Below are 19,200 nucleotides of genomic sequence, written 5' to 3'. Positions count from 1 at the left end.
GCATCTGTCAAACAACGGATCGACTCGCTTCGCGTCGCCGATCTCAGGTCGCTCCAGGCTCATACCTGAATTGGAAAAGACTCTCTCTCTCCCTCTGACTTGGCCGCTTGGGGTTATTGATAAACCTGCTGTATCGAGTCTTGGCGTAGTCCAGCGAAGTGCCGGGCCGGAGTCATGGCGAAATAAAAAGCCCGGCGCTGCCGGGCTTCTGCGTGCGGCTGGCGTGCGCCGCGCTCAGTTCGGCAGCAGCATCACTTCCACGCGCCGCGCCTCGGCGGCGGGGCCGCTGCCGATGGAGACTTCGGGCCGGCGCAGCTCGATAGCCGCCTCGGTTACGCCCAGGGCCTTCAGCGCGTCGCGCACCGCGAACGCGCGCTGCTTGGCCAGTTCCTCGTTGCGCGCCGCGTCACCCGTGGCGTCGTGAAAGCCCGACACCGCCACCTTGCGGCCCGCCGCGACGCCGCGCACCACGTCCGCCAGGGCGTCAGCGCCGCCGGCGGCCACTGCGGCACTGTTGGTGGCGAAGTAGAACTTCACCACGCCATCGTCCACCCGCACCGAAGCGATTTCCGCCACCACCGTGGGGGCGGCCTGCGCCGCACCGGCGACTGCTGGTGCATGGCGGAGGCCGCGCTGAACCACCACCGTGCCGACCACCGTGGAAACGACAAGCAGGACGATGGCGAAGACGAGCCCGAGGGCGAAGCGCTGGTGGCTGTCGTCGTCGTTGGCGGTGGCGAAGGACATGAGGGGAAATCTCCGTGAAAATAGAAGGTAAGCCGCATCCACTGCTCAGGCGTGGCGGGCGGGGCAATCCAAAATTGTAAGACGCAGCCATGACCCACTTTCCAGCGGCCCATCCGCGCGATCCGGCACTGTCGCTCGAACGCACGAAAACCGAATGGAGGGGCACGGGCGACCTCTGGGTCTTCGGCTATGGCTCGCTGATCTGGCGCCCCGATTTCGACCATGCCGAGCAGCGCTTGGCCCATGTCCACGGCTGGCACCGCGCGCTCAAGATGTGGAGCCGCATCAACCGTGGTACGCCCGAACGCCCCGGCCTGGTGTTCGGCATGCTTTCGGGCGGAAGCTGCCGCGGCTTGGTATTCCGCGTGCCGCAGGCGCAGGGCAGCGGGGTGCTCGACCGTCTGTGGCAGCGCGAGATGGCGATGGGCATCTACGACCCCCGCTGGCTGCCCTGCAAAACGCCGCAGGGCATGGTGCGCGCCCTGGCGTTCACCCTCTCGCGCAAGAGCCCGAGCCATACAGGCGAGCTGCGCGAGGACGAATACCGGCGCATCTTCGCCGAGGCCCGGGGCACGTTCGGCAGCACGCTCGAATATGTCCGCCGCACCCACGAGGAGCTGCGCCGCCAGGGCATCCACGACCGGGCGCTGGCGCGGCTGCTGCGGCTCGCGCACGGCGAAGACCGCTGAAATGCCCGGTTTACACCGATGCGCGCCGGCCCTACAGTGGGGGCTGCGATCCATACCCGGCAAGACTAGGAGACTGCAACCATGGCCCGTTACCCTACCCTGGCGGCAAGCGCTGCCGCCGCCCTTGCGCTGGCCGCCTGCGCATCGTATGACATGGGGCCGAGGGCCACGGCCCGGCTGGAACCCACCCGGGGCAGCAGCGTGAGCGGCACGGTGGTGTTCACCCAGGCGGGCGACACCGTGCGCGTGCGCGGCGAAATCCGGGGTCTGCAGCCGGGCACCGAGCACGGCTTCCACATCCATGAAAAAGGCGACTGCTCCAGCGGCGACGGCATGAGCGCAGGTGGCCATTTCAACCCTGGCGGCCAGCCGCACGGCCGGCACGACGGCGCCGCGCACCATGTAGGCGACCTGCCCAGCCTGCGGGCGGATGCCAGCGGCGTGGCCGTGGTCGATTTCGAGTCAAAAACCCTGGTGGTGGGCAGTGGCGCCGCAGACGCCGTGGGGCGCGGCCTGATCGTGCACCGCGATCCGGACGACTTCACCACCCAGCCCACGGGCAATTCGGGCCCGCGCCTGGCCTGCGCCGCCATCGCCAAGGGCTGAACGAGCGCGGATGGGGCCGCGCACAATCGATGTCCATGAGTTCTCTTTCCTCCTCCATCGCCGACCTGCGCAAGAGCTACGAGCGCGCCGAACTCAGCGAGGACGCCTCGCATGCGGAGCCGCTGGCGCAGTTCGAGCAGTGGCTGGGCGAAGCCATTGCCGGCGAACTGCCCGAGCCCAACGCAATGACGCTCGCCACCGTGGGCGGCGACCTGCGGCCCAGCACCCGCGTGGTGCTGATCAAGGGCTATGACCCGCGCGGCATCGTCTGGTACAGCAACTACGACAGCCGCAAGGGCCACGAACTGGCGGGCAACCCCTATGCGGCCCTGCAGTTCCACTGGGTGGAGCTGGAGCGCGTGGTGCGCATCGAGGGTCTGGTGCAGAAGGCCAGCGCCGAGGAAAGCGATGCTTACTACGCCAGTCGCCCGCTCGATTCGCGCATCGGCGCCTGGGCCAGCCCGCAGAGCCAGGTGATCGCCGGGCGCGGCGTGCTGGTGGCCAACGCGGCCCGGTACGGCGCGCAGTTCATGCTGCAGCCGCCGCGCCCGCCGCACTGGGGCGGCTTTCGCCTGGTGCCTGATGCCTGGGAGTTCTGGCAGGGTCGCAAGAGCCGGCTGCACGACCGGCTGCGCTACCGGCGCGAGGACGAAACCTGGGTGCGCGAACGCCTGGCGCCCTGAATTTTTCGCACCCGCGGGAATAAAGCGGGCCGCGCCGGTGTTCATGGGGGGCAGGCATTGCTGCACACACCACCCATCCCTTGAAGGAGATTTTCCATGCGACACCTTCTGCACACCGCCACCGCCTGTTTGACGCTTGCCGTCGCCCTGGGCGGTTGCGCCAGCTACGGCCAGGGCAACGCCCCCGCGCAGACCAGCGCGGGCATGCTGGTCGGCGCCAACGGCATGACGCTCTACACCTTCGACCGCGATGCCGCAGGCAGCGGCAAATCGGCCTGCAACGGCGCCTGTGCCGCGATCTGGCCGCCGCTGACCGCAGGCGACGCCGATGCCGCGCACGGCGACTACAGCATCGTCATGCGCGACGACGGCAAGAAACAGTGGGCCTATAAGGGCAAACCGCTGTACTTCTGGTCCAAGGACGCCAAGGCCGGCGACGCCACGGGCGACGGCTTCAACAGCGTCTGGCATACCGCGCGCCCCTGACCGCCACAACCCGCCAGTGCGCATGACGGGCAAGGTTGCCGACCACATCCCCAGCCTGCGCCGCTACGCCCGGACGCTGACCGGCGACGCCTGGGCTGCCGACGACCTGGTGCAGGACACGCTGGAGCGCGCCTGCAGCAAGTGGCGCCTGTGGCTGGCCGGCAGCGACCTGCGCGCCTGGCTGTTCACCGTGATGCACAACCTGCACGCGAACCAGCGGCGCCAGGGCATGCGCCGGGGCACGCCGGTCGACATCGACGACGTGGCGCCCATGCTGGCCGCGCCCGACGCCGGCCGCGACGACGCCATCGACCTGCAGCGCTGCCTGCTGCGCCTGCCCGAAGACCAGCGTGCGGTGCTGCTGCTCGTGACGCTGGAGGACATGCGCTACGAAGACGTGGCGCGCATCCTCGGCATTCCCGCCGGTACGGTGATGTCGCGCCTGTCGCGCGCCCGCAGCCGCCTGCACGCGCTGATGGGTGGCGCACCAGGCCCCGAAGCCGCGACGCGGCCCGCGCTGCGCCGCCTGAAATAGCCACAAGCCACCATGGATTCCCCCGCCCCGCCCCCGCATCCCGGCACCATTGCCGACGGTGAACTCCACGCGCTCGTCGATGGCCGCCTGCCGCCCGCGCACGCCGCGGCGCTCGAAGCGCGCATCGCGCAAGACCCATCGGCCTCGCGGACGCTGCGCGCATGGCGTGCGCAGCGCGATGCGCTGCGCGCCCTGCATGCTCCGCTGCTGCAGGCCGAGGTGCCCGCGGCCCTGCATGCGGCGGCTTCCGGCGGCGACCGCGCGCGCGCGCGGCAGGCGCAATGGCTGCGGTGGAGCGGCATGGCGGCCAGCGTGGCGCTGGCGTTCTGCGCGGGCTGGCTGGTGCGCGGCGGCATGGCGCCCGCTGCACGGCCCGTGGCGACCTTCGCCCACCAAGCCATGGTCGCGCACGCCGCTTTCGCGCCCGAAGTGCGCCACCCGGTCGAAGTGCCCGCCGCGCAGCAGGAGCACTTGGTGCAGTGGCTCTCCAAGCGCCTGGGTCACCCGCTGCACGTGCCGGACCTGGACGCGCAAGGCTACACGCTGGTAGGCGGCAGGCTGCTGCCGGGCGATGCCGGCGCGCGCGCGCAGTTCATGTTCCAGAACGCGCAGGGCCTGCGCCTCACGCTCTACATCGGCGCGGTGGGCGGCGCCAGCGCCACGCCGCGCGAAACCGCCTTCCGCTTCACCGACGAAGGCCCGGTGCCGGGCTTCTACTGGGTGAATGCGGGCTTCGGCTACGCCTTGGTCGGGCCGTTGCCGCGCAGCGACCTGCTGCGGCTGGCGCAGGCCGTGTACGCGCAGTTGTAGCGGCCGGTCAGTCTGCCAGCATCCGCAGCGGATGCGCGAACGCCGGCCAGGGGCTGGCGAAGAACGCCTGCACCAGGGCTGGCTCGACGTCCTCGATGCGCGCGGGGTTCCACCGCGGGCTGAAGTCCTTGTCCACGGCCAGCGCGCGGATGCCCTCCACCGTCTCGCTCTGGCCGGGGCGCAGGAAGAAGCAGTGGCGCACCATGTCGCGCTCCATGCGCAGGTCGTCGGCCAGGCCCAGGCCGCGCGCGCGGCGGATCTGCTCCAGCACCACGTGCAGCATCAGCGGCGAGCGCTTGCGCAGCGTCGCGGCGGTGTGGCGCGCCCAGTCGCCCTCCGCATGCTCCAGCGCGGCCACGATGGCGGGTACGCCGGGCAGGCTGAAATATTGGTCAATTTCGGCCCTGGCGCTTATACCACCTGCGGGAGCAGCTACATATTTAGTAGCAAACCAGGCCTTCAGCGCAGCCGCGTCGGCGAAATGCTGCGCACCCAGCGCCTGCCACAGGGCGGGCAGGTCCTGCGACGGCGCATAGGCATCGGCCAGGCCGAAGGCGATGGCGTCGCCCGCACCGATGGTTTCGCCCGTCAGCGCCAGCCACTCGCCCACGTGGCCGGGGCAGCGGCTGAGGAAGTAGCCGCCGCCCACGTCGGGGAACAGGCCGATGGCCGTCTCGGGCATGGCCATCCTGGTGCGCTCGGTGACGATGCGCAGCGCCGCCCCCTGGCTGATGCCCATGCCACCGCCCATGACGATGCCGTCCATGAAGGCGACGTAGGGCTTGGGGTAGGCGTGGATCAGGTGGTTGAGGGTGTATTCCTCGGTGAAGAAGTCTTCCAGTTCGGGGTTGCCGGTACTGCCAGCGCGGTGCAGGAAGCGGATGTCGCCGCCGGCGCAGAAAGCGCCGAACGGGCCGTCCTTGTTGCTGCCGCGAATCGCCACGGCCAGCACCGCGGGGTCGTCGCGCCAGACCAGCAGCGCGGCCATCAGCCCGCGCACCATGCCCAGCGACAGCGCGTTCAGCGCCTTGGGGCGGTTGAGGGTGATGAAGCCCACTTGGCCCCGCACCTCGGTGAGCACCTCGGGGGCTGGGGCCGCAGTGGTAGTGGTGTCGTAGGTGTTCTTCGTCTCGCTCACTTGTCTGCTCCTTTTCCGGATGATGTTGTCACTGCATTGAAAACCAGGGCCCCGACGACCAGCGCGCCGCCCCCGAGCACCGTGGGCGCGGGCCGCTCCCCGGCGCCGACCCAGGCCCACAGGATGCCGAAGATAACCTCCAGCAGGGCCAGCAGCGCCATCTCGGGGGCCGGCAGCTCGCGGGCGCAACGCACCGCCAGCACGCAGGGAATGGCCAACTGCACCAGCCCCAGCAGCGCCAACCAGGCGATGTCGCGCGCCGACGCAGCCAACGGCAGGGCGAGCGGCAGCGTGGCCAGGGCCGACAGCACGGCGCCCAGCAGCACGGCGGGCGCCAGGCTCACCTGCCGCCCGCGTGTCGCAGCATGCTGCACGAGGGTCCAGTTGAGTGCAGTGGTCACCGGCACGCACAGCGCGATCAGCGTGCCCGCCAAGCTGCCGCTGCCAAGCTGGGTGCCGTAGATCCAGGCAATGCCCAGGCCGGCGACCGCGATGGCGCCCCAGGTACGCGCCGCGATGCGGTGGCCGATGATGGCGCGGGCAAACAGCGCCGTCATCAGCGGCCCGATCGCCATCGTGACGAGCACGTGGGCCACGCTGGTGCGCGTGAGCGCAACCATGAAGGCCGTGAACATTGCGCCCCAGCACAGCCCCGAGAGCCACAGCGCCCCGCCGCCGTGCGCCAGCGCGGCAAAAGCCGCGCGGCCCTGAGCGAGCGGCAGCACGACGAGCAGCGCGAGCGCCGTCCAGGCACTGCGCCAGAACGTGACCTCGAAGCTGCGCGCCGCCTCAAGCTGGGGCGTGACCACGCCGGCAATGGACCACATGAGCGTGACGGCCACCATCAGCCACACGGCGCGGGCCTGCGTCAGGCGCGGCATGGCACGTGCTTCAAGCCCCGTCGCGACTGGCACGCTTGCGCTCGTGCTCCTTCAGGTAGCGCTTGCGCAGGCGGATGCTCTTGGGGGTGATCTCGACCAGTTCGTCGTCCTCGATGAACTCCACGCCGTATTCGAGCGTGAGTTCGATGGGTGGCGTGATCTTGATCGCGTCTTCCTTGCCACTGACCCGGAAGTTGGTGAGCTGCTTGGTACGGGTGGCGTTGACCACCAGGTCGTTGTCGCGGCTGTGGATGCCGACGATCATGCCCTCGTATACCGGATCGTTGGCCTTCACGAACATGCGGCCGCGGTCGTCGAGCTTGCCCAGGGCGTAGGTGAAGATCTCGCCGTCGTCCATGCTGATGAGCACGCCGTTTTTACGCCCGGCGATGTCGCCCTTGTGCGGCTCGTAGCTGTCGAAGATGTTGCTGATGAGGCCCGAGCCGCGCGTGAGGTTCAGGAATTCGTTGGTGAAGCCGATCAGGCCGCGCGCCGGGATGCGGTATTCCAGGCGCACACGGCCCCGTCCGTCCGGCTCCATGTTGACCAGTTCGCCCTTGCGCTCGCCCAGCGCCTGCATCACGCCGCCCTGATGCTGCTCTTCGATGTCGGCGGTGACCAGCTCTATGGGCTCGTAGCGCACGCCGTCCACGTCCTTGAACACCACGCGCGGCTTGGAGACGGCCAGCTCGTAGCCTTCGCGGCGCATGTTTTCCAGCAGGATGGTCAGGTGCAGTTCGCCGCGGCCGGCAACCTCGAAGATGCCGTCCTCGTCGGTTTCCTTCACGCGCAGGGCCACGTTGTGCTGCAGCTCCTTTTGCAGCCGGTCCCAGATCTGGCGGCTGGTGACGAACTTGCCCTCGCGGCCCGCCAGCGGGCTGGTGTTGACGCAGAAGTTCATGGTCAGGGTCGGCTCGTCGACCTTGAGCATGGGCAGCGGCGCGGGGTTGGCCGGGTCAGTGACGGTGACGCCGATGCCGATGTCGGCAATGCCGTTGATCAGCACGATGTCGCCGGGGCCGGCCTCGGTCACCTGCACGCGCTCCAGGCCCTGGAACGTGAGCACCTGGTTGATGCGGCCCTTGGTGGATTTGCCATCCGGGCCCTCCATCACCAGCACGTCCATGTTGGGCCTGACGGTGCCGGCGTTGACGCGGCCCACGCCGATGCGGCCCACGAAGGTGGAGAAGTCCAGCGCGGAGATCTGCAGTTGCAGCGGCGCCGCCGGATCGCCCGCGTGCGCGGGAACGTGCTGGAGGATGGTGTTGAACAAGGCCGACATGTCCGGGCCCCACTGCTCACCGGGCTTGCCTTCTTCCAGCGAGCTCCAGCCGTTGATGCCCGAGGCGTAGACCACGGGAAAATCGAGCTGCTCGTCGGTGGCGCCCAGCTTGTCGAACAGGTCGAACGCGGCGTTGATCACGAAGTCGGGCCGCGCGCCGGGCTTGTCCACCTTGTTGACCACCAGGATGGGCCGCAGGCCCAGGGCCAGCGCCTTCTTGGTCACGAAGCGGGTCTGGGGCATGGGGCCTTCCTGCGCGTCGATCAGCAGCACCACGCCGTCCACCATGGACAGCGCGCGCTCCACCTCGCCGCCGAAGTCGGCGTGGCCGGGCGTGTCGACGATGTTGATGTGCGTGCCCTGCCAGCTCACGGCGCAGTTCTTGGCCAGGATGGTGATGCCGCGCTCGCGCTCGATGGCGTTGTTGTCCATCACGGTGTCGACCACCTTCTCGTGCTCGGCGAAGGTGCCGGACTGGCGCAGCAGTTGGTCGACCATGGTGGTCTTGCCGTGGTCGACGTGGGCGATGATGGCAATGTTGCGAATTTGTGTACTCATAGTGCTTCCTTGGTGCACGGCACCGCTGCGGCCCCGTGCGTGTTTTCCAGAATCTGTTGGATTTCGATGGGGCTCAACAGCCGCCCCGGTATCAGTTCGCCCGCCTTCGCGCGCGCAGTGCCCAGCAATGCCCGCGGGCTGGCGCCGAACACGGCCACGCGCCCGCTGTCGGCCCAGGCGCCGCGGCGGCGCACGCCCGAAAGGAAGCGCCCGGCATCCTCGCCCGCCAGCGTGACGGGCATGTGGTCGGCCAGCAGCGATTCCACGGGCAAGAGCCGTGCCAGGCGCGCGGGTTCGTCGAGCGCCTCCAGCGCATCGAGCGCGATGGCCCCGTCCACCCGGAAATGCCCGGTCGCCACGCGCCGCAGGCGCGTCAGGTGGCCACCGCAGCCCAGGGCCTCGCCGATGTCCTCGCCCAGCGTGCGGATGTAGGTGCCCTTGCTGCAGGTTACTATCATTTCGATAGCTTGCTGCGCAGGTGTATCAGGCGCCAGGGCCAGATTCAATGCCTTGATCTGCACGTCGCGCGCAAGGCGTTCCACCTCCTGACCGGCACGGGCGTATTCATACAGCGCCTTGCCGTCCTTTTTCAGCGCGCTGTACATCGGCGGTATCTGGCGGATGGCGCCCATGAACTGGTGCTGCACAGCGGCCACCTGCGCGGGCGTGACGGCCACGGGCCGCTCGGCGATCACTTGGCCCTCGGCATCGCCGGTGCTGGTCTTCTGCCCCAGGCGCAGCGTGGCCTCGTAGGTCTTGTCGGCGTCGAGCTGCAGTTGGCTGAACTTGGTGGCCGCGCCGAAGCACAGCGGCAACACGCCGCTGGCCAGCGGGTCCAGCGTACCGGTGTGGCCGGCCTTCTCGGCGCGCAGCAGCCATTTGGCCTTTTGCAGCGCGTCGTTGCTGGACAGGCCCAGCGGTTTATCGAGCAGCAGTACCCCATGCACAGGGCGCCGCTGCACCCTGGTGCGAGGCGCTTGCATGGCTAGTCGCCCTTCGCCCGCGAGGAGACGGCCTTGGCGATCAATGCATTCATGTCGGCGGCGCGCTCGGTGGTGCGGTCGAACACGAAGTGCAGCGTGGGCACGGTATGGATGTGCAGGCGCTTGAACAGGCCGCTGCGCAGGAAGCCCGCGGCCTGGTTCAGCGCATCCTGCGTTTCCTGTGGGTCGCCCAGGAGCAGGCTGAAGAACACCTTGGCGTGGGCATAGTCGGGCGTGACCTCCACGCTCTGCAGCGTGACCATGCCCACGCGCGGATCCTTCAGCTCGCGCGCGATCAGCTCCGTCAGATCGCGCTGGATCTGGTCGGCCACCTTGAAGGCGCGGTTGGGCGTGGCGGATTTCTTCGCGGGCATGGCGGTCACAGCGTGCGCGCTATCTCCTTGATGTCGAAGAACTCCAGTTGATCGCCTTCCTTGATGTCGTTGTAGTTCTTCAGCTTGATGCCGCACTCGAAGCCTTCCTTGACCTCGCGCACGTCGTCCTTCAGGCGGCGCAGCGACTCGATCTCGCCCGTGTAGACCACCACGTTGTCGCGCAGCAGGCGGAAGTGCGCGCCGCGATGCACCAGGCCCGAGGTGACGTAGCTGCCCGCCACGGTGCCGATCTTGGAGGCCACGAACACGGTGCGGATCTCGGCGGTGCCGATGACTTCCTCGCGCTGCTCGGGCGCCAGCATGCCCGACATGGCGGCCTTCAGCTCGTCCACGGCGTCGTAGATGATGTCGTAGTAGTGGATGTCCACGCCGTTGCCCTCGGCCAGCTTGCGGGCGCCGGCATCGGCACGCACGTTGAAACCGATCACGATGGCCTTGGACGCGATGCCCAGGTTGATGTCGCTTTCGCTGATGCCGCCCACGCCCGCGTACACCACCTGCACGCGCACCTCGTCGGTGGAGAGCTTGAGCAGCGACTGCGCCAGCGCCTCCTGCGAGCCCTGTACGTCGGCCTTGATGATGATGGGCAGGGTCTTGACCTCGCCCGCCGTCATGTCGGAGAACATGTTCTCCAGCTTGGCGGCCTGCTGCTTGGCCAGCTTCGTGTTGCGGAACTTGCCCGCGCGGTAGGTGGCGATCTCGCGCGCGCGGCGCTCGTCGGCCATCACCATGAACTCGTCGCCGGCCTGCGGCACTTCGGTCAGGCCCTGGATTTCGACCGGAATGGAGGGGCCCGCATCCTTGGTCTGACGGCCGTTCTCGTCGATCATGGCGCGCACGCGGCCATAGGTCTGGCCCGCAAGCACCACGTCGCCCACCTTGAGCGTGCCGGACTGGACCAGCACCGTGGCCACCGGGCCGCGGCCCTTGTCGAGCTGTGCTTCGATCACCAGGCCCTTGGCCGCAGCCTCGACCGGCGCGGTCAGCTCCAGCACCTCGGCCTGCAGCAGCACCTGTTCGAGCAGCGTGTCGACGCCCTCGCCGGTCTTGGCCGATACGTTCACGAACGGCGATTCGCCGCCGTATTCCTCCGGCACCACCTCTTCGACCACCAGCTCCTGCTTCACGCGCTCTGGGTTGGCATCGGGTTTGTCGATCTTGTTGACCGCCACGACGATGGGAACACCCGCCGCCTTGGCGTGCTTGATGGCTTCCTTGGTCTGCGGCATGACGCCGTCGTCGGCGGCCACGACCAGGATCACGATGTCCGTAGCCTGGGCGCCGCGCGCACGCATGGCGGTGAATGCCTCGTGGCCCGGCGTGTCCAGGAACGTGATGGTGCCGCGCGGCGTATCGACGTGGTAAGCACCGATGTGCTGCGTGATGCCGCCCGCCTCGCCCGAGGCGACCTTGGCGCGGCGGATGTAGTCGAGCAGCGATGTCTTGCCGTGGTCCACGTGGCCCATGACGGTGACCACCGGGGCGCGCGACTTGGCCTCGGCCAGTTGCTGCTGCACTTCCTCGTCAGTGAAGGCCTCGGGGTCGTCGAGCGCGGCCACGATGGCCTTGTGGCCCATTTCCTCGACCAGAATCATGGCCGTGTCCTGGTCCAGCGACTGGTTGATGGTGACCATCTGCCCCAGCTTCATGAGGTGCTTGATGACCTCGCTGGCCTTGACCGCCATCTTGTGGGCCAGCTCGGCCACGGTGATGGTCTCGGGCACGTGCACCTCGATCACGCGCGTCTCCGCCGGGGCGGACTGCATCACCTCGTCGCGGTCGCGGTCGTTGCCGCGGCGCCCGCGCGGGCCACCGCGCCAACTGTTGCGCCCGACGCCGCCGGAGCTGTCGCCGCGGGTCTTGATTTCCTTCTTTTTGGCCGGATCACCGGCCCAGCTCGACGACAGCTTGGCGGACTTGATTTCCTTGCCCGCACCCGCGGGTGCCGGGGCGGCGCCGGGACGGGCCCCCGCAGTGGTGCCAGCCGGGGGCTTGTGCAGCGTGCCCTTCTTGGTGTCGCCAGCAGTCTTGGCGGCGGCGGGCTTGGCTTCCTCGGGCTTCTTGGCGACCAGCACCTTCTTGGGTGTGGCCATCATGGCGCGGATGGCCTCGGCCTCGGCCAGGGCCTTGCGGCGGCGTTCGTCCAGATCGGCTGCGCGGGCGGTTTCCTCGGCGGCACGGGCCTGGGATTCGGCATCGGCCTTGGCGCGGGCCTCGGCCTGCGCCGCAGCGCGTTCGGCGGCTTCCAGGGCCTGCTCGCGCGTGGCTTCCTCGCGCTGGGCCGTTACCTGCGCCTTCTTCTGCTCTTCCTGCGCGGCATAGGCGGCAGCGCGCTCCTCGGCCTCGCGCTCGCGGCGTTCGCGCTCCTCGCGCTCGCGGCGCTTTTCCACCAGCTCTTCTTCCTGGCGGCGGATCAGCTCCGCCTGGCGGCGCGCCTCTTCCTCGCGGCGCACGAGGTCATGGGACGGCACGCCCGTCGCAGCGGGGGGCCGCGCCACGGCAGGCGCCTCGGCATCATCGCCCGCAGAGGCTTCCGTCTCGTCCTCGCGCTTGATGAAGGTACGCTTCTTGCGCACTTCCACCTGGATGGTGCGGGCGCGCCCGGTGGCGTCGGCCTGCTTGATCTCGCTGGTGGACTTCTTCACCAGCGTGATCTTCTTGCGGTCAGCGCTCGCGGTGCCATGGCTGGCCTGCAGATAGCCCAGGAGCTTCTGCTTGTCAGCATCTGTCAGTGCATCGGTGACGGTGGACTTGGACACGCCGGCGGAGCGGAGTTGATCAAGCAGGACGTCGGGCGATTTCTTGAGCTCGGTTGCGAACTCGGCTACGGTGGTGCTGGACATATTCGGTACGTGCCTCCATGATCTTTACTCTTGACCCGCGAACCAATGCTCGCGTGCCTTCAGGATCAGAGTCTTGGCTTCATCGGCAGTCTGGCCGGTGATTTCAGTGAGTTCGTCGATGGCAAGGTCGGCCAGGTCGTCGCGGGTGTCGATGCCGTGCTCCGCCAGCTTGGCGATGAGTTCCGGCGTGAGCCCTTCCAGGTCGCGCAGATCCTGCGATACCCCGCTCGCGCTTTCCTCGCGCGCGATCTCCATGGTCAGCAGCGCATCCTTGGCGCGGGAGCGCAGCTCGTTGACCGTGTCCTCGTCGAAGCTCTCGATTTCGAGCATTTCCTGCAGCGGCACATAGGCCACTTCCTCGAGGCTGGTGAAGCCTTCGTTGATCAGGATGTCGGCGATCTCCTCGTCCACGTCGAGCTTTTCCATGAACAGCTTGCGGCTGGCATCGGTCTCGCTGGCCTGCTTCTGGGCCGACTCGGCGGCGTCCATGATGTTGATCTTCCAGCCCGTCAGGTCGGACGCCAGGCGCACGTTCTGGCCGCCGCGGCCGATGGCGATGGCGAGGTTCTCCTCGTCCACCACCACGTCCATGGCGTGCTTTTCCTCATCGACCACGATGGAGGACACGTTGGCCGGGGCCAGCGCACCGATCACGAACTGCGCCGGATCCTCGCTCCACAGCACGATGTCGACGCGCTCGCCGGCGAGTTCGTTCGTCACGGCGTTCACGCGCGTGCCGCGCACGCCGACGCAGGTGCCGATCGGATCCACGCGCTTGTCGTGCGAGAGCACGGCGATCTTGGCGCGCGAGCCGGGATCGCGGGCGCAGCTCTTGATCTCGAGCAGGCCCTGCTCGATCTCGGGTACTTCCTGGCGGAACAGCTCGATCATGAACTCAGGGGCCGAGCGCGACAGGATGATCGGCGCGCCGCGCAGCGTCAGGTCGACCTCCATGATCATGGCCCGCACGCGGTCGCCGCTGCGCAGGTTCTCCTTGGGGATCATCTCGGAGCGGCGCAGGCGGCCTTCCACGCGGCCGGACTCGACGATGATGTCGCCCTTGTCCATGCGCTTGACGGTGCCGGTGAAGATCTTGTCGCCACGCGACATGAAGTCGTTGAGCAGCATCTCGCGCTCGGCGTCGCGGATCTTCTGCAGGATGACTTGCTTGGCCGCCATGGCGCCGATGCGGCCGATGGGCACGGAGTCGACCGGCTCCTCGATGTGCTCGTCCACCTCGATGTCGGGGATCTGCTCCTTGGCCTCGAACAGCAGGATTTCCTGGTCGGGCAGTTGCAGGCCGGCCTCATCGGGCACCACGTGCCAGCGGCGGAAGGTCTCGTAGTCGCCGGTGTCGCGGTCGATCGCCACGCGGATGTCGACGTCGCCCTCGTAGAGCTTCTTCGTCGCCTGGGCGAGAGCCGACTCGACCGCGCCAAACACCACATCGCGCTCGACGTTCTTCTCGCGCGAAATGGCTTCCACCAACATCAACAATTCGCGATTCATGCCACGACTCTCCTGTTTCTCATTCATCCGAGGACCAGGCCCCGGCCATTCGTGCCCAACCCGTCCTGCTCCAGCATCCGTTCGGTTCCGGTCATTCCCCCGCCACGGCGCCCTGGCCGGCGCCGCGCCCCTTGAAATCCACTATGGGGGCGAGCCGCGCCTCGCGCAACTCGTCTAGCGAAAAGCCGAGCGCCTGCAATGGCGCCGGCTCGCGCTTCTTGCTCACGCGCTGGCCCGGCTTCGGGGGTGGCGCGTCGCTCCATACGATCTGCCAGCCCGCGGCATCGCCCTCGCCCGTGCGCTCCAGCGTGCCGCGGAACTTCTTGCGGTTGGCTCTCACCTGGCCATCGGCCACGGCGACACCCAGCGGCTCCTTCAGCGTGATGTCGATCACCGCGCCCGTGAAGCGCTCGAAGTCGCGCGCATGGCGCAGCGGGCGGTCGATGCCGGGCGACGACACCTCCAGGCGCTTGTAGTCCACGCCATCGACTTCCAGCGCGAACTGGAGCTGGCGCGTGACCTTCTCGCAGTCCTCCACGGTGACGAACTGCTCGGCGGCCTGCGCGCCCTGCCAGGGGATGTCGATGGTGATGCGCAGCAGCCCCCCGGCGGAGCGCTCGATCTCCACCAGGTCGTAGCCCAGCCCGGCCACGGTTTGTTCGACTATCTGCTGCAGCGCCACCTTGATCCAGCTTCTCCAAAAATGCTCTCATACGACTTACGCAAAAAGGATGCACCCAGCGCCGGCACGAAACCCGGCGGGGATGGAAACATGTTTGCGCAAGCCCCCCGTTCAATAAAAACGAACGACCAAAAAAAACGGGCGGTTGGTACCCGCCCGCTTGGTCGTGAAGACCCCGATTGTAGCGTGGAACGGCAGGTTTGGCAAAGAACAGAACGGGGCGCCGTCGCCGGCATCAGGCCCGCGCCTGCCGCAGCCGCTCGAATATCTGCTGGCCCAGCGCGTCCGCCGGCGCCTCCGGCGCGGGCTGGGCCTGCAGGCGCTCGATCAGCCGCGCCAGCACCTCGGCGGGCGGCGTGAGGGGCCCCAGAAAGCGCACCTGGGCCCCGTCGGCGATCAACAGCGTGGGGAAGGTCTGCACGTCCAGCTCATCGACGATGTCGGATTCGTCCTCTATGTCCAGCCATTCGAACCGCAGGCGCGGGTACTGGCGCGCCAGGGCGTGGAACACCGCGCGGTATTCGCGGCATGTGCCGCACCATTCGGCGCACAAGCAAACCACCCACCATTGGGACATGGATCCACGCTCCCGGCAAAAAGAGGCATGCTAATCCAAGCCGACCGGCATCGCCCGGGCCGTCACGCCACCGCGGCGGCGGCCACCAGCCGCTGGGTGTAGGGGTGCGCAGGAGCGTCCAGCACCTGCAGCGCGGGGCCGGACTCGACCACGGCGCCGTCCTTCATCACCATCACCTCGTGCGCCATGGCGCGGATCACGTCCACGTCGTGGGTGATGAGCAGGTAGGCCAGGCCGCGCTCGCGCTGCAGCCGCTGCAGCAGCGCGAGCACCTGCTGCTGGATCGTCACGTCGAGCGCGCTGGTGGGTTCGTCGAGCACCAGCGCCTGCGGGCGCACGATGAGCGCGCGCGCAATGGCCAGGCGCTGGCGCTGGCCGCCCGAGAATTCGTGCGGATAGCGGGCCAGCAGGCCGGGGAACTGCGCGTCGGACAGGCCCACGTCGGCCAGCGCGGCCAGCACGCGCTGGCGGCGGGCGGCGGCGTCGAGCGCCGGCTCGTGCACGCGCAGGCCCTCCTCCACGATCTCCTCCACCGTCAGGCGCGGCGAGAGGGACGAGAACGGGTCCTGGAACACCACCTGCACGCGGCGGCGCAGCGCCTGGTTGGCCGGGGTGTTGCGCAGCCCGCCGCCCTGCCAGCCCTGGCCGGCGATGCGCAGCACGCCCGCATGCGGCAGCAGACCCAGGATGGCCTGCGCCAGCGTGGATTTGCCCGACCCCGATTCGCCCACCACGCCCAGCGTGCGGCCCGGCGGCAGGCGCAGGCTGGCGCCCTGCACGGCCACGAAGGCACCCTTGCGCAGCCAGCCGCGCAGGCCCGGCACCGGCACGGGGTAGGCCACGCGCAGGCCGCTCGCCTCGATGGCGGGCGTGGCGCCAGGCGGCAGCGCGGTCTCCACCACGTCGCGCCGGGGCGTGCTGGCGAGCAGCTTGCGCGTATAGGGATGCTGCGGGCGGGCGAACACCTCGGCCACCGGGCCGTGCTCCACGATGCGGCCATGCTCCATCACCGCCACGCGGTCGGCAAAGCCGCGCACCAGGTGCAGGTCGTGCGTGATGAGCAGCACGGCCATGCCGGTCCTGCGCTGCAGGCCGGAGAGCAGCTCGAGGATCTGTGCGCGCAGCGTGACGTCGAGCGCGGTGGTCGGCTCGTCGGCCAGCAGCAGCGCGGGGCGGCTGGCCAGGGCCATGGCGATCATGGCGCGCTGGCGCTGGCCGCCCGAGAGCTGGTGCGGATAGGCGCCGGCACGCCGCGCGGGCTCCGCGATGCCGGTATCTGCTAGCAATCCGATAGCTTCCTTCGCAGATTCCGCGGGCGAAAGAGCCTGTTTTAGCTGTAGAACTTCCGCGATCTGCCGGCCCACCGGCATGAGCGGGTTGAGCGCAGTCATCGGCTCCTGGAACACCATGGCGATCTCGCCGCCGCGCACGGTGCGCAAAGCGCGTTCGGGCAGCGTCAGCAGGTCGATCGCACCGCCCGCCCCCTGGGCGAACCGCGCCGCGCCGCTGACCTGCGCGTCCTGCGCCAGCCGCAGCAGGCTGAGCGCCGTGACCGTCTTGCCCGAGCCCGACTCGCCCACCAGCGCGAGTTTCTCGCCAGGCGCGAGGGAGAAATCGATGCCATGCACGACCTCTTCGCCCGCGAAGGCGATGCGCAGGCCGCGCACGTCGAGCAGCGGGGCCGGGCCGGTGCCGGGCGCGGGGGAATTTCCGCTCATCGGTCCGCCTTCCGCGGGTCGAGGGCATCGCGCAGCGCGTCGCCCATGAAGGTCAGCAGCAGCAGCGTGGCCACCAGCACGCCGAAGGTGGAAAGCGATATCCACCAGGCGTCGATATTGTTCTTGCCCTGGCTCAGCAGCTCGCCCAGGCTCGGCGTGCCGGGCGGCACGCCGAGGCCCAGGAAGTCGAGCGAGGTGAGCGCGAGGATGGCCGCGCTCATGCGGAACGGCAGAAAGGTGACCACCGGCGTCATGCTGTTGGGCAGGATGTGGCGGCGGATGATCTGCCAGTTGGATACCCCCAGGGCCCGCGCGGCCTTCACATAGTCGAGTTGGCGGTTGCGCAGGAACTCGGCGCGCACGTAGTCCGACAGGCCCATCCAGCCGAACAGGCTCAGCAGCACCAGCAGCAGCGCCACGCTGGGCGCGAAGATGGCGCTGAAGATGATGAGCAGGTACAGCTCGGGCATGGAGCCCCAGATCTCGATGAAGCGCTGGAACGCCAGGTCGATACTGCCCCCGAAGTAGCCCTGCACCGCGCCCGTGGCCACGCCCAGCGCTACGCCGGTGATGGTGAGCACCAGCGCGAACAGCACGCTGACGCGAAAGCCGTAGAGCAGTTGCGCCAGCAGGTCGCGCCCGCGGTCGTCGGTGCCCAGCCAGTTGTCGCGCGAGGGCGCCGACGGGTTGGGCTCCCTGGCGAAGTAGTTGAGCGTGTTCGGGCCGTAGGGGTTCAGGGTGTAGAGCGCCCAGTTGCCGTTTTGCGTGATGCGCTCGCGGATGAAGGGATCGAGGTAGTCGGCGTGCGTGTCGAAATCGCCGCCGAAGGTTTTCTCGGGATAGTCGCGCAGCATGGGGAAATAGGTCTGCCCTTCGTAGCGCACCACCAGAGGGCGATCGTTGGAGAACAGCTCCGCCGCCAGACTCACGAGCACCAGCGCGCAGAAGACCAGCAGACTCCAGTAGCCCAGCCGGTTGCGCCTGAAGCGCAGCCAGGCGCGGCGGCCAGGGGACAGGCTGGCCGGCGGCGCCGGCGGGTTAGTCGAACTTGACACGCGGGTCCACCCAGACATATGACAAATCGGAAACCAGCTTGGTCACCAGCCCGATCAGCGTGAACAGGTACAGCGTGCCCAGCACCACGGGGTAGTCGCGCCGGATCACGCTCTCGTAGCTCAGCAGGCCCAGGCCATCGAGCGAGAACAGGGTTTCGATCAGCAGCGAGCCGGTGAAGAACGCGCCCACGAAGGCCGACGGGAAGCCGGTGACGATGGGGATCAGCGCGTTGCGGAACACGTGTTTCCACAGCACCTGCCGCTCGCTGAGGCCCTTGGCGCGCGCCGTCAGCACGTACTGCTTGCGGATTTCCTCCAGGAAGGCGTTCTTGGTCAGCATGGCCGTCACCGCGAAGCTGCCCAGCACCATGGCCGTGACCGGCAGCGCGATGTGCCAGAGGTAGTCCATGATGCGCGCGCCCCAGCCCAGCTCGTCCCAGTTGGCCGAGGTGAGCCCACGCAGCGGGAACCACTGCAGTTGCCCGCCGAAGACGACCAGCAGCGCCACGCCCAGCACGAAGCCCGGTATGGCATAGCCCGCCAGCACCAGCAGCGTGGTGGCGAAATCGAAGCGCGAGCCCGCGCGCACGGCCTTGGCCACGCCCAGGGGCACGGCCACCAGGTAGCTGATGAAGAAGGTCCACAGCCCCAGGCTGATCGATACCGGCAGCTTCTCCCAGATGAGCTGCGACACGGGCTTGTTCTGGAAGAAGCTGGTGCCCAGGTCGAAGCGTGCGAACTGCCCCAGCATCTGCAAGAAGCGCTCGTGCGCGGGCTTGTCGAAGCCATACAGGGCCTTGATCTGCTCGATGCGCTTCGGGTCCACGCCCTGCCCGCCACGGTAGCCCATGCCGCCCCCTTCGGCTCCGCCGCCGCCCGGGTGTGCACGGGCTTCGGCCAGGTACTGCTCCACCGGCCCGCCGGGCACGAACTGCACCACCACGAAGGTCAGCAGCAGCACGCCCAGCAGCGTGGGCAGCATGAGCAGGATGCGCTTGAGGATGTAGGCGGACATGGCGGGCG

At 68.5% G+C, this 19,200-nt stretch carries 19 protein-coding genes; 6 read left to right on the top strand and 13 right to left on the bottom strand.

The window, feature by feature from the left end; translation table 11 throughout:
* Window positions 1-234: 234 nt before the first annotated feature.
* Window positions 235-747 (bottom strand): OmpA family protein, encoded by a 513-nt coding sequence (locus PY257_RS15580; protein ID WP_275743465.1) that lies wholly within the window; start codon window positions 745-747, stop codon window positions 235-237.
* A gap of 89 nt (window positions 748-836) precedes the next feature.
* Here PY257_RS15580 and PY257_RS15575 point away from each other — a divergent pair, with 89 nt between their 5' ends.
* From PY257_RS15575 to PY257_RS15550, 6 genes are all read left to right on the top strand, one after another.
* Complete coding sequence (locus PY257_RS15575; protein ID WP_275743464.1) at window positions 837-1,436, top strand: gamma-glutamylcyclotransferase; 600 nt, start codon at window positions 837-839, stop codon at window positions 1,434-1,436.
* 81 nt (window positions 1,437-1,517) lie between these two features.
* On the top strand, window positions 1,518-2,042 hold the full coding sequence (locus PY257_RS15570; RefSeq protein ID WP_275743463.1) for a superoxide dismutase family protein: 525 nt from the start codon (window positions 1,518-1,520) through the stop codon (window positions 2,040-2,042).
* A 29-nt stretch (window positions 2,043-2,071) separates the two neighbouring features.
* Window positions 2,072-2,725 (top strand): pyridoxamine 5'-phosphate oxidase, encoded by a 654-nt coding sequence (gene pdxH / locus PY257_RS15565; RefSeq protein WP_275743462.1) that lies wholly within the window; start codon window positions 2,072-2,074, stop codon window positions 2,723-2,725.
* Between the two features lie 96 nt (window positions 2,726-2,821).
* A complete protein-coding gene (locus PY257_RS15560) occupies window positions 2,822-3,211 on the top strand; it encodes a COG4315 family predicted lipoprotein (protein ID WP_275743461.1) in 390 nt (129 codons plus the stop codon).
* Between the two features lie 22 nt (window positions 3,212-3,233).
* The gene (locus PY257_RS15555; RefSeq protein WP_275743460.1) at window positions 3,234-3,746 is read left to right on the top strand and encodes an RNA polymerase sigma factor; all 513 of its coding nucleotides are present in this window, start codon (window positions 3,234-3,236) and stop codon (window positions 3,744-3,746) included.
* A 12-nt stretch (window positions 3,747-3,758) separates the two neighbouring features.
* Window positions 3,759-4,556: an anti-sigma factor family protein gene (locus PY257_RS15550; protein ID WP_275743459.1), complete on the top strand. Its 798-nt coding sequence runs from the start codon at window positions 3,759-3,761 to the stop codon at window positions 4,554-4,556.
* Window positions 4,557-4,563: 7 nt separating this feature from the next.
* Here the strand turns inward: PY257_RS15550 and PY257_RS15545 are convergent, their stop codons facing one another.
* The 12 genes from PY257_RS15545 to PY257_RS15490 form a co-directional block, all read right to left on the bottom strand.
* A complete protein-coding gene (locus PY257_RS15545; protein ID WP_275743458.1) occupies window positions 4,564-5,694 on the bottom strand; it encodes an enoyl-CoA hydratase/isomerase family protein in 1,131 nt (376 codons plus the stop codon).
* A complete protein-coding gene (locus PY257_RS15540; protein WP_275743457.1) occupies window positions 5,691-6,575 on the bottom strand; it encodes a DMT family transporter in 885 nt (294 codons plus the stop codon). Before PY257_RS15540 ends, PY257_RS15545 begins: the two co-directional genes overlap by 4 nt.
* A gap of 10 nt (window positions 6,576-6,585) precedes the next feature.
* On the bottom strand, window positions 6,586-8,415 hold the full coding sequence (gene typA / locus PY257_RS15535) for a translational GTPase TypA (protein WP_275743456.1): 1,830 nt from the start codon (window positions 8,413-8,415) through the stop codon (window positions 6,586-6,588).
* The gene (truB, locus tag PY257_RS15530; RefSeq protein WP_275743455.1) at window positions 8,412-9,398 is read right to left on the bottom strand and encodes a tRNA pseudouridine(55) synthase TruB; all 987 of its coding nucleotides are present in this window, start codon (window positions 9,396-9,398) and stop codon (window positions 8,412-8,414) included. The genes typA and truB overlap by 4 nt, the downstream gene beginning before the upstream one ends.
* A gap of 2 nt (window positions 9,399-9,400) precedes the next feature.
* Entirely contained in the window at window positions 9,401-9,772 is a 372-nt protein-coding gene (gene rbfA / locus PY257_RS15525) for a 30S ribosome-binding factor RbfA (RefSeq protein ID WP_275743454.1), read from the bottom strand.
* A gap of 5 nt (window positions 9,773-9,777) precedes the next feature.
* Window positions 9,778-12,636, bottom strand: a complete 2,859-nt coding sequence (infB, locus tag PY257_RS15520; protein WP_275743453.1) for a translation initiation factor IF-2 — start codon at window positions 12,634-12,636, stop codon at window positions 9,778-9,780.
* A 24-nt stretch (window positions 12,637-12,660) separates the two neighbouring features.
* Complete coding sequence (gene nusA / locus PY257_RS15515) at window positions 12,661-14,145, bottom strand: transcription termination factor NusA (protein WP_275743452.1); 1,485 nt, start codon at window positions 14,143-14,145, stop codon at window positions 12,661-12,663.
* Between the two features lie 91 nt (window positions 14,146-14,236).
* Window positions 14,237-14,827, bottom strand: a complete 591-nt coding sequence (gene rimP / locus PY257_RS15510; protein ID WP_275743451.1) for a ribosome maturation factor RimP — start codon at window positions 14,825-14,827, stop codon at window positions 14,237-14,239.
* A 235-nt stretch (window positions 14,828-15,062) separates the two neighbouring features.
* On the bottom strand, window positions 15,063-15,404 hold the full coding sequence (locus tag PY257_RS15505; protein ID WP_275743450.1) for a thioredoxin family protein: 342 nt from the start codon (window positions 15,402-15,404) through the stop codon (window positions 15,063-15,065).
* Window positions 15,405-15,466: 62 nt separating this feature from the next.
* A complete protein-coding gene (locus PY257_RS15500) occupies window positions 15,467-17,122 on the bottom strand; it encodes an ABC transporter ATP-binding protein (RefSeq protein WP_275743449.1) in 1,656 nt (551 codons plus the stop codon).
* Window positions 17,119-18,195: an ABC transporter permease gene (locus PY257_RS15495; protein WP_275743448.1), complete on the bottom strand. Its 1,077-nt coding sequence runs from the start codon at window positions 18,193-18,195 to the stop codon at window positions 17,119-17,121. Before PY257_RS15495 ends, PY257_RS15500 begins: the two co-directional genes overlap by 4 nt.
* Window positions 18,161-19,192 carry an ABC transporter permease subunit gene (locus tag PY257_RS15490; protein WP_275743447.1) on the bottom strand — a complete coding sequence of 344 codons (1,032 nt, stop codon included), beginning with the start codon at window positions 19,190-19,192 and terminating at the stop codon, window positions 18,161-18,163. Before PY257_RS15490 ends, PY257_RS15495 begins: the two co-directional genes overlap by 35 nt.
* Window positions 19,193-19,200: the final 8 nt, after the last annotated feature.

Source organism: Curvibacter soli (assembly GCF_029211125.1).
Taxonomy (GTDB): Bacteria; Pseudomonadota; Gammaproteobacteria; order Burkholderiales; family Burkholderiaceae_C; genus Curvibacter_A; species Curvibacter_A soli.
The sequence above is the reverse complement of the archived record's forward strand: the minus strand, read 5'-3'. Positions and strand labels throughout refer to the sequence as shown.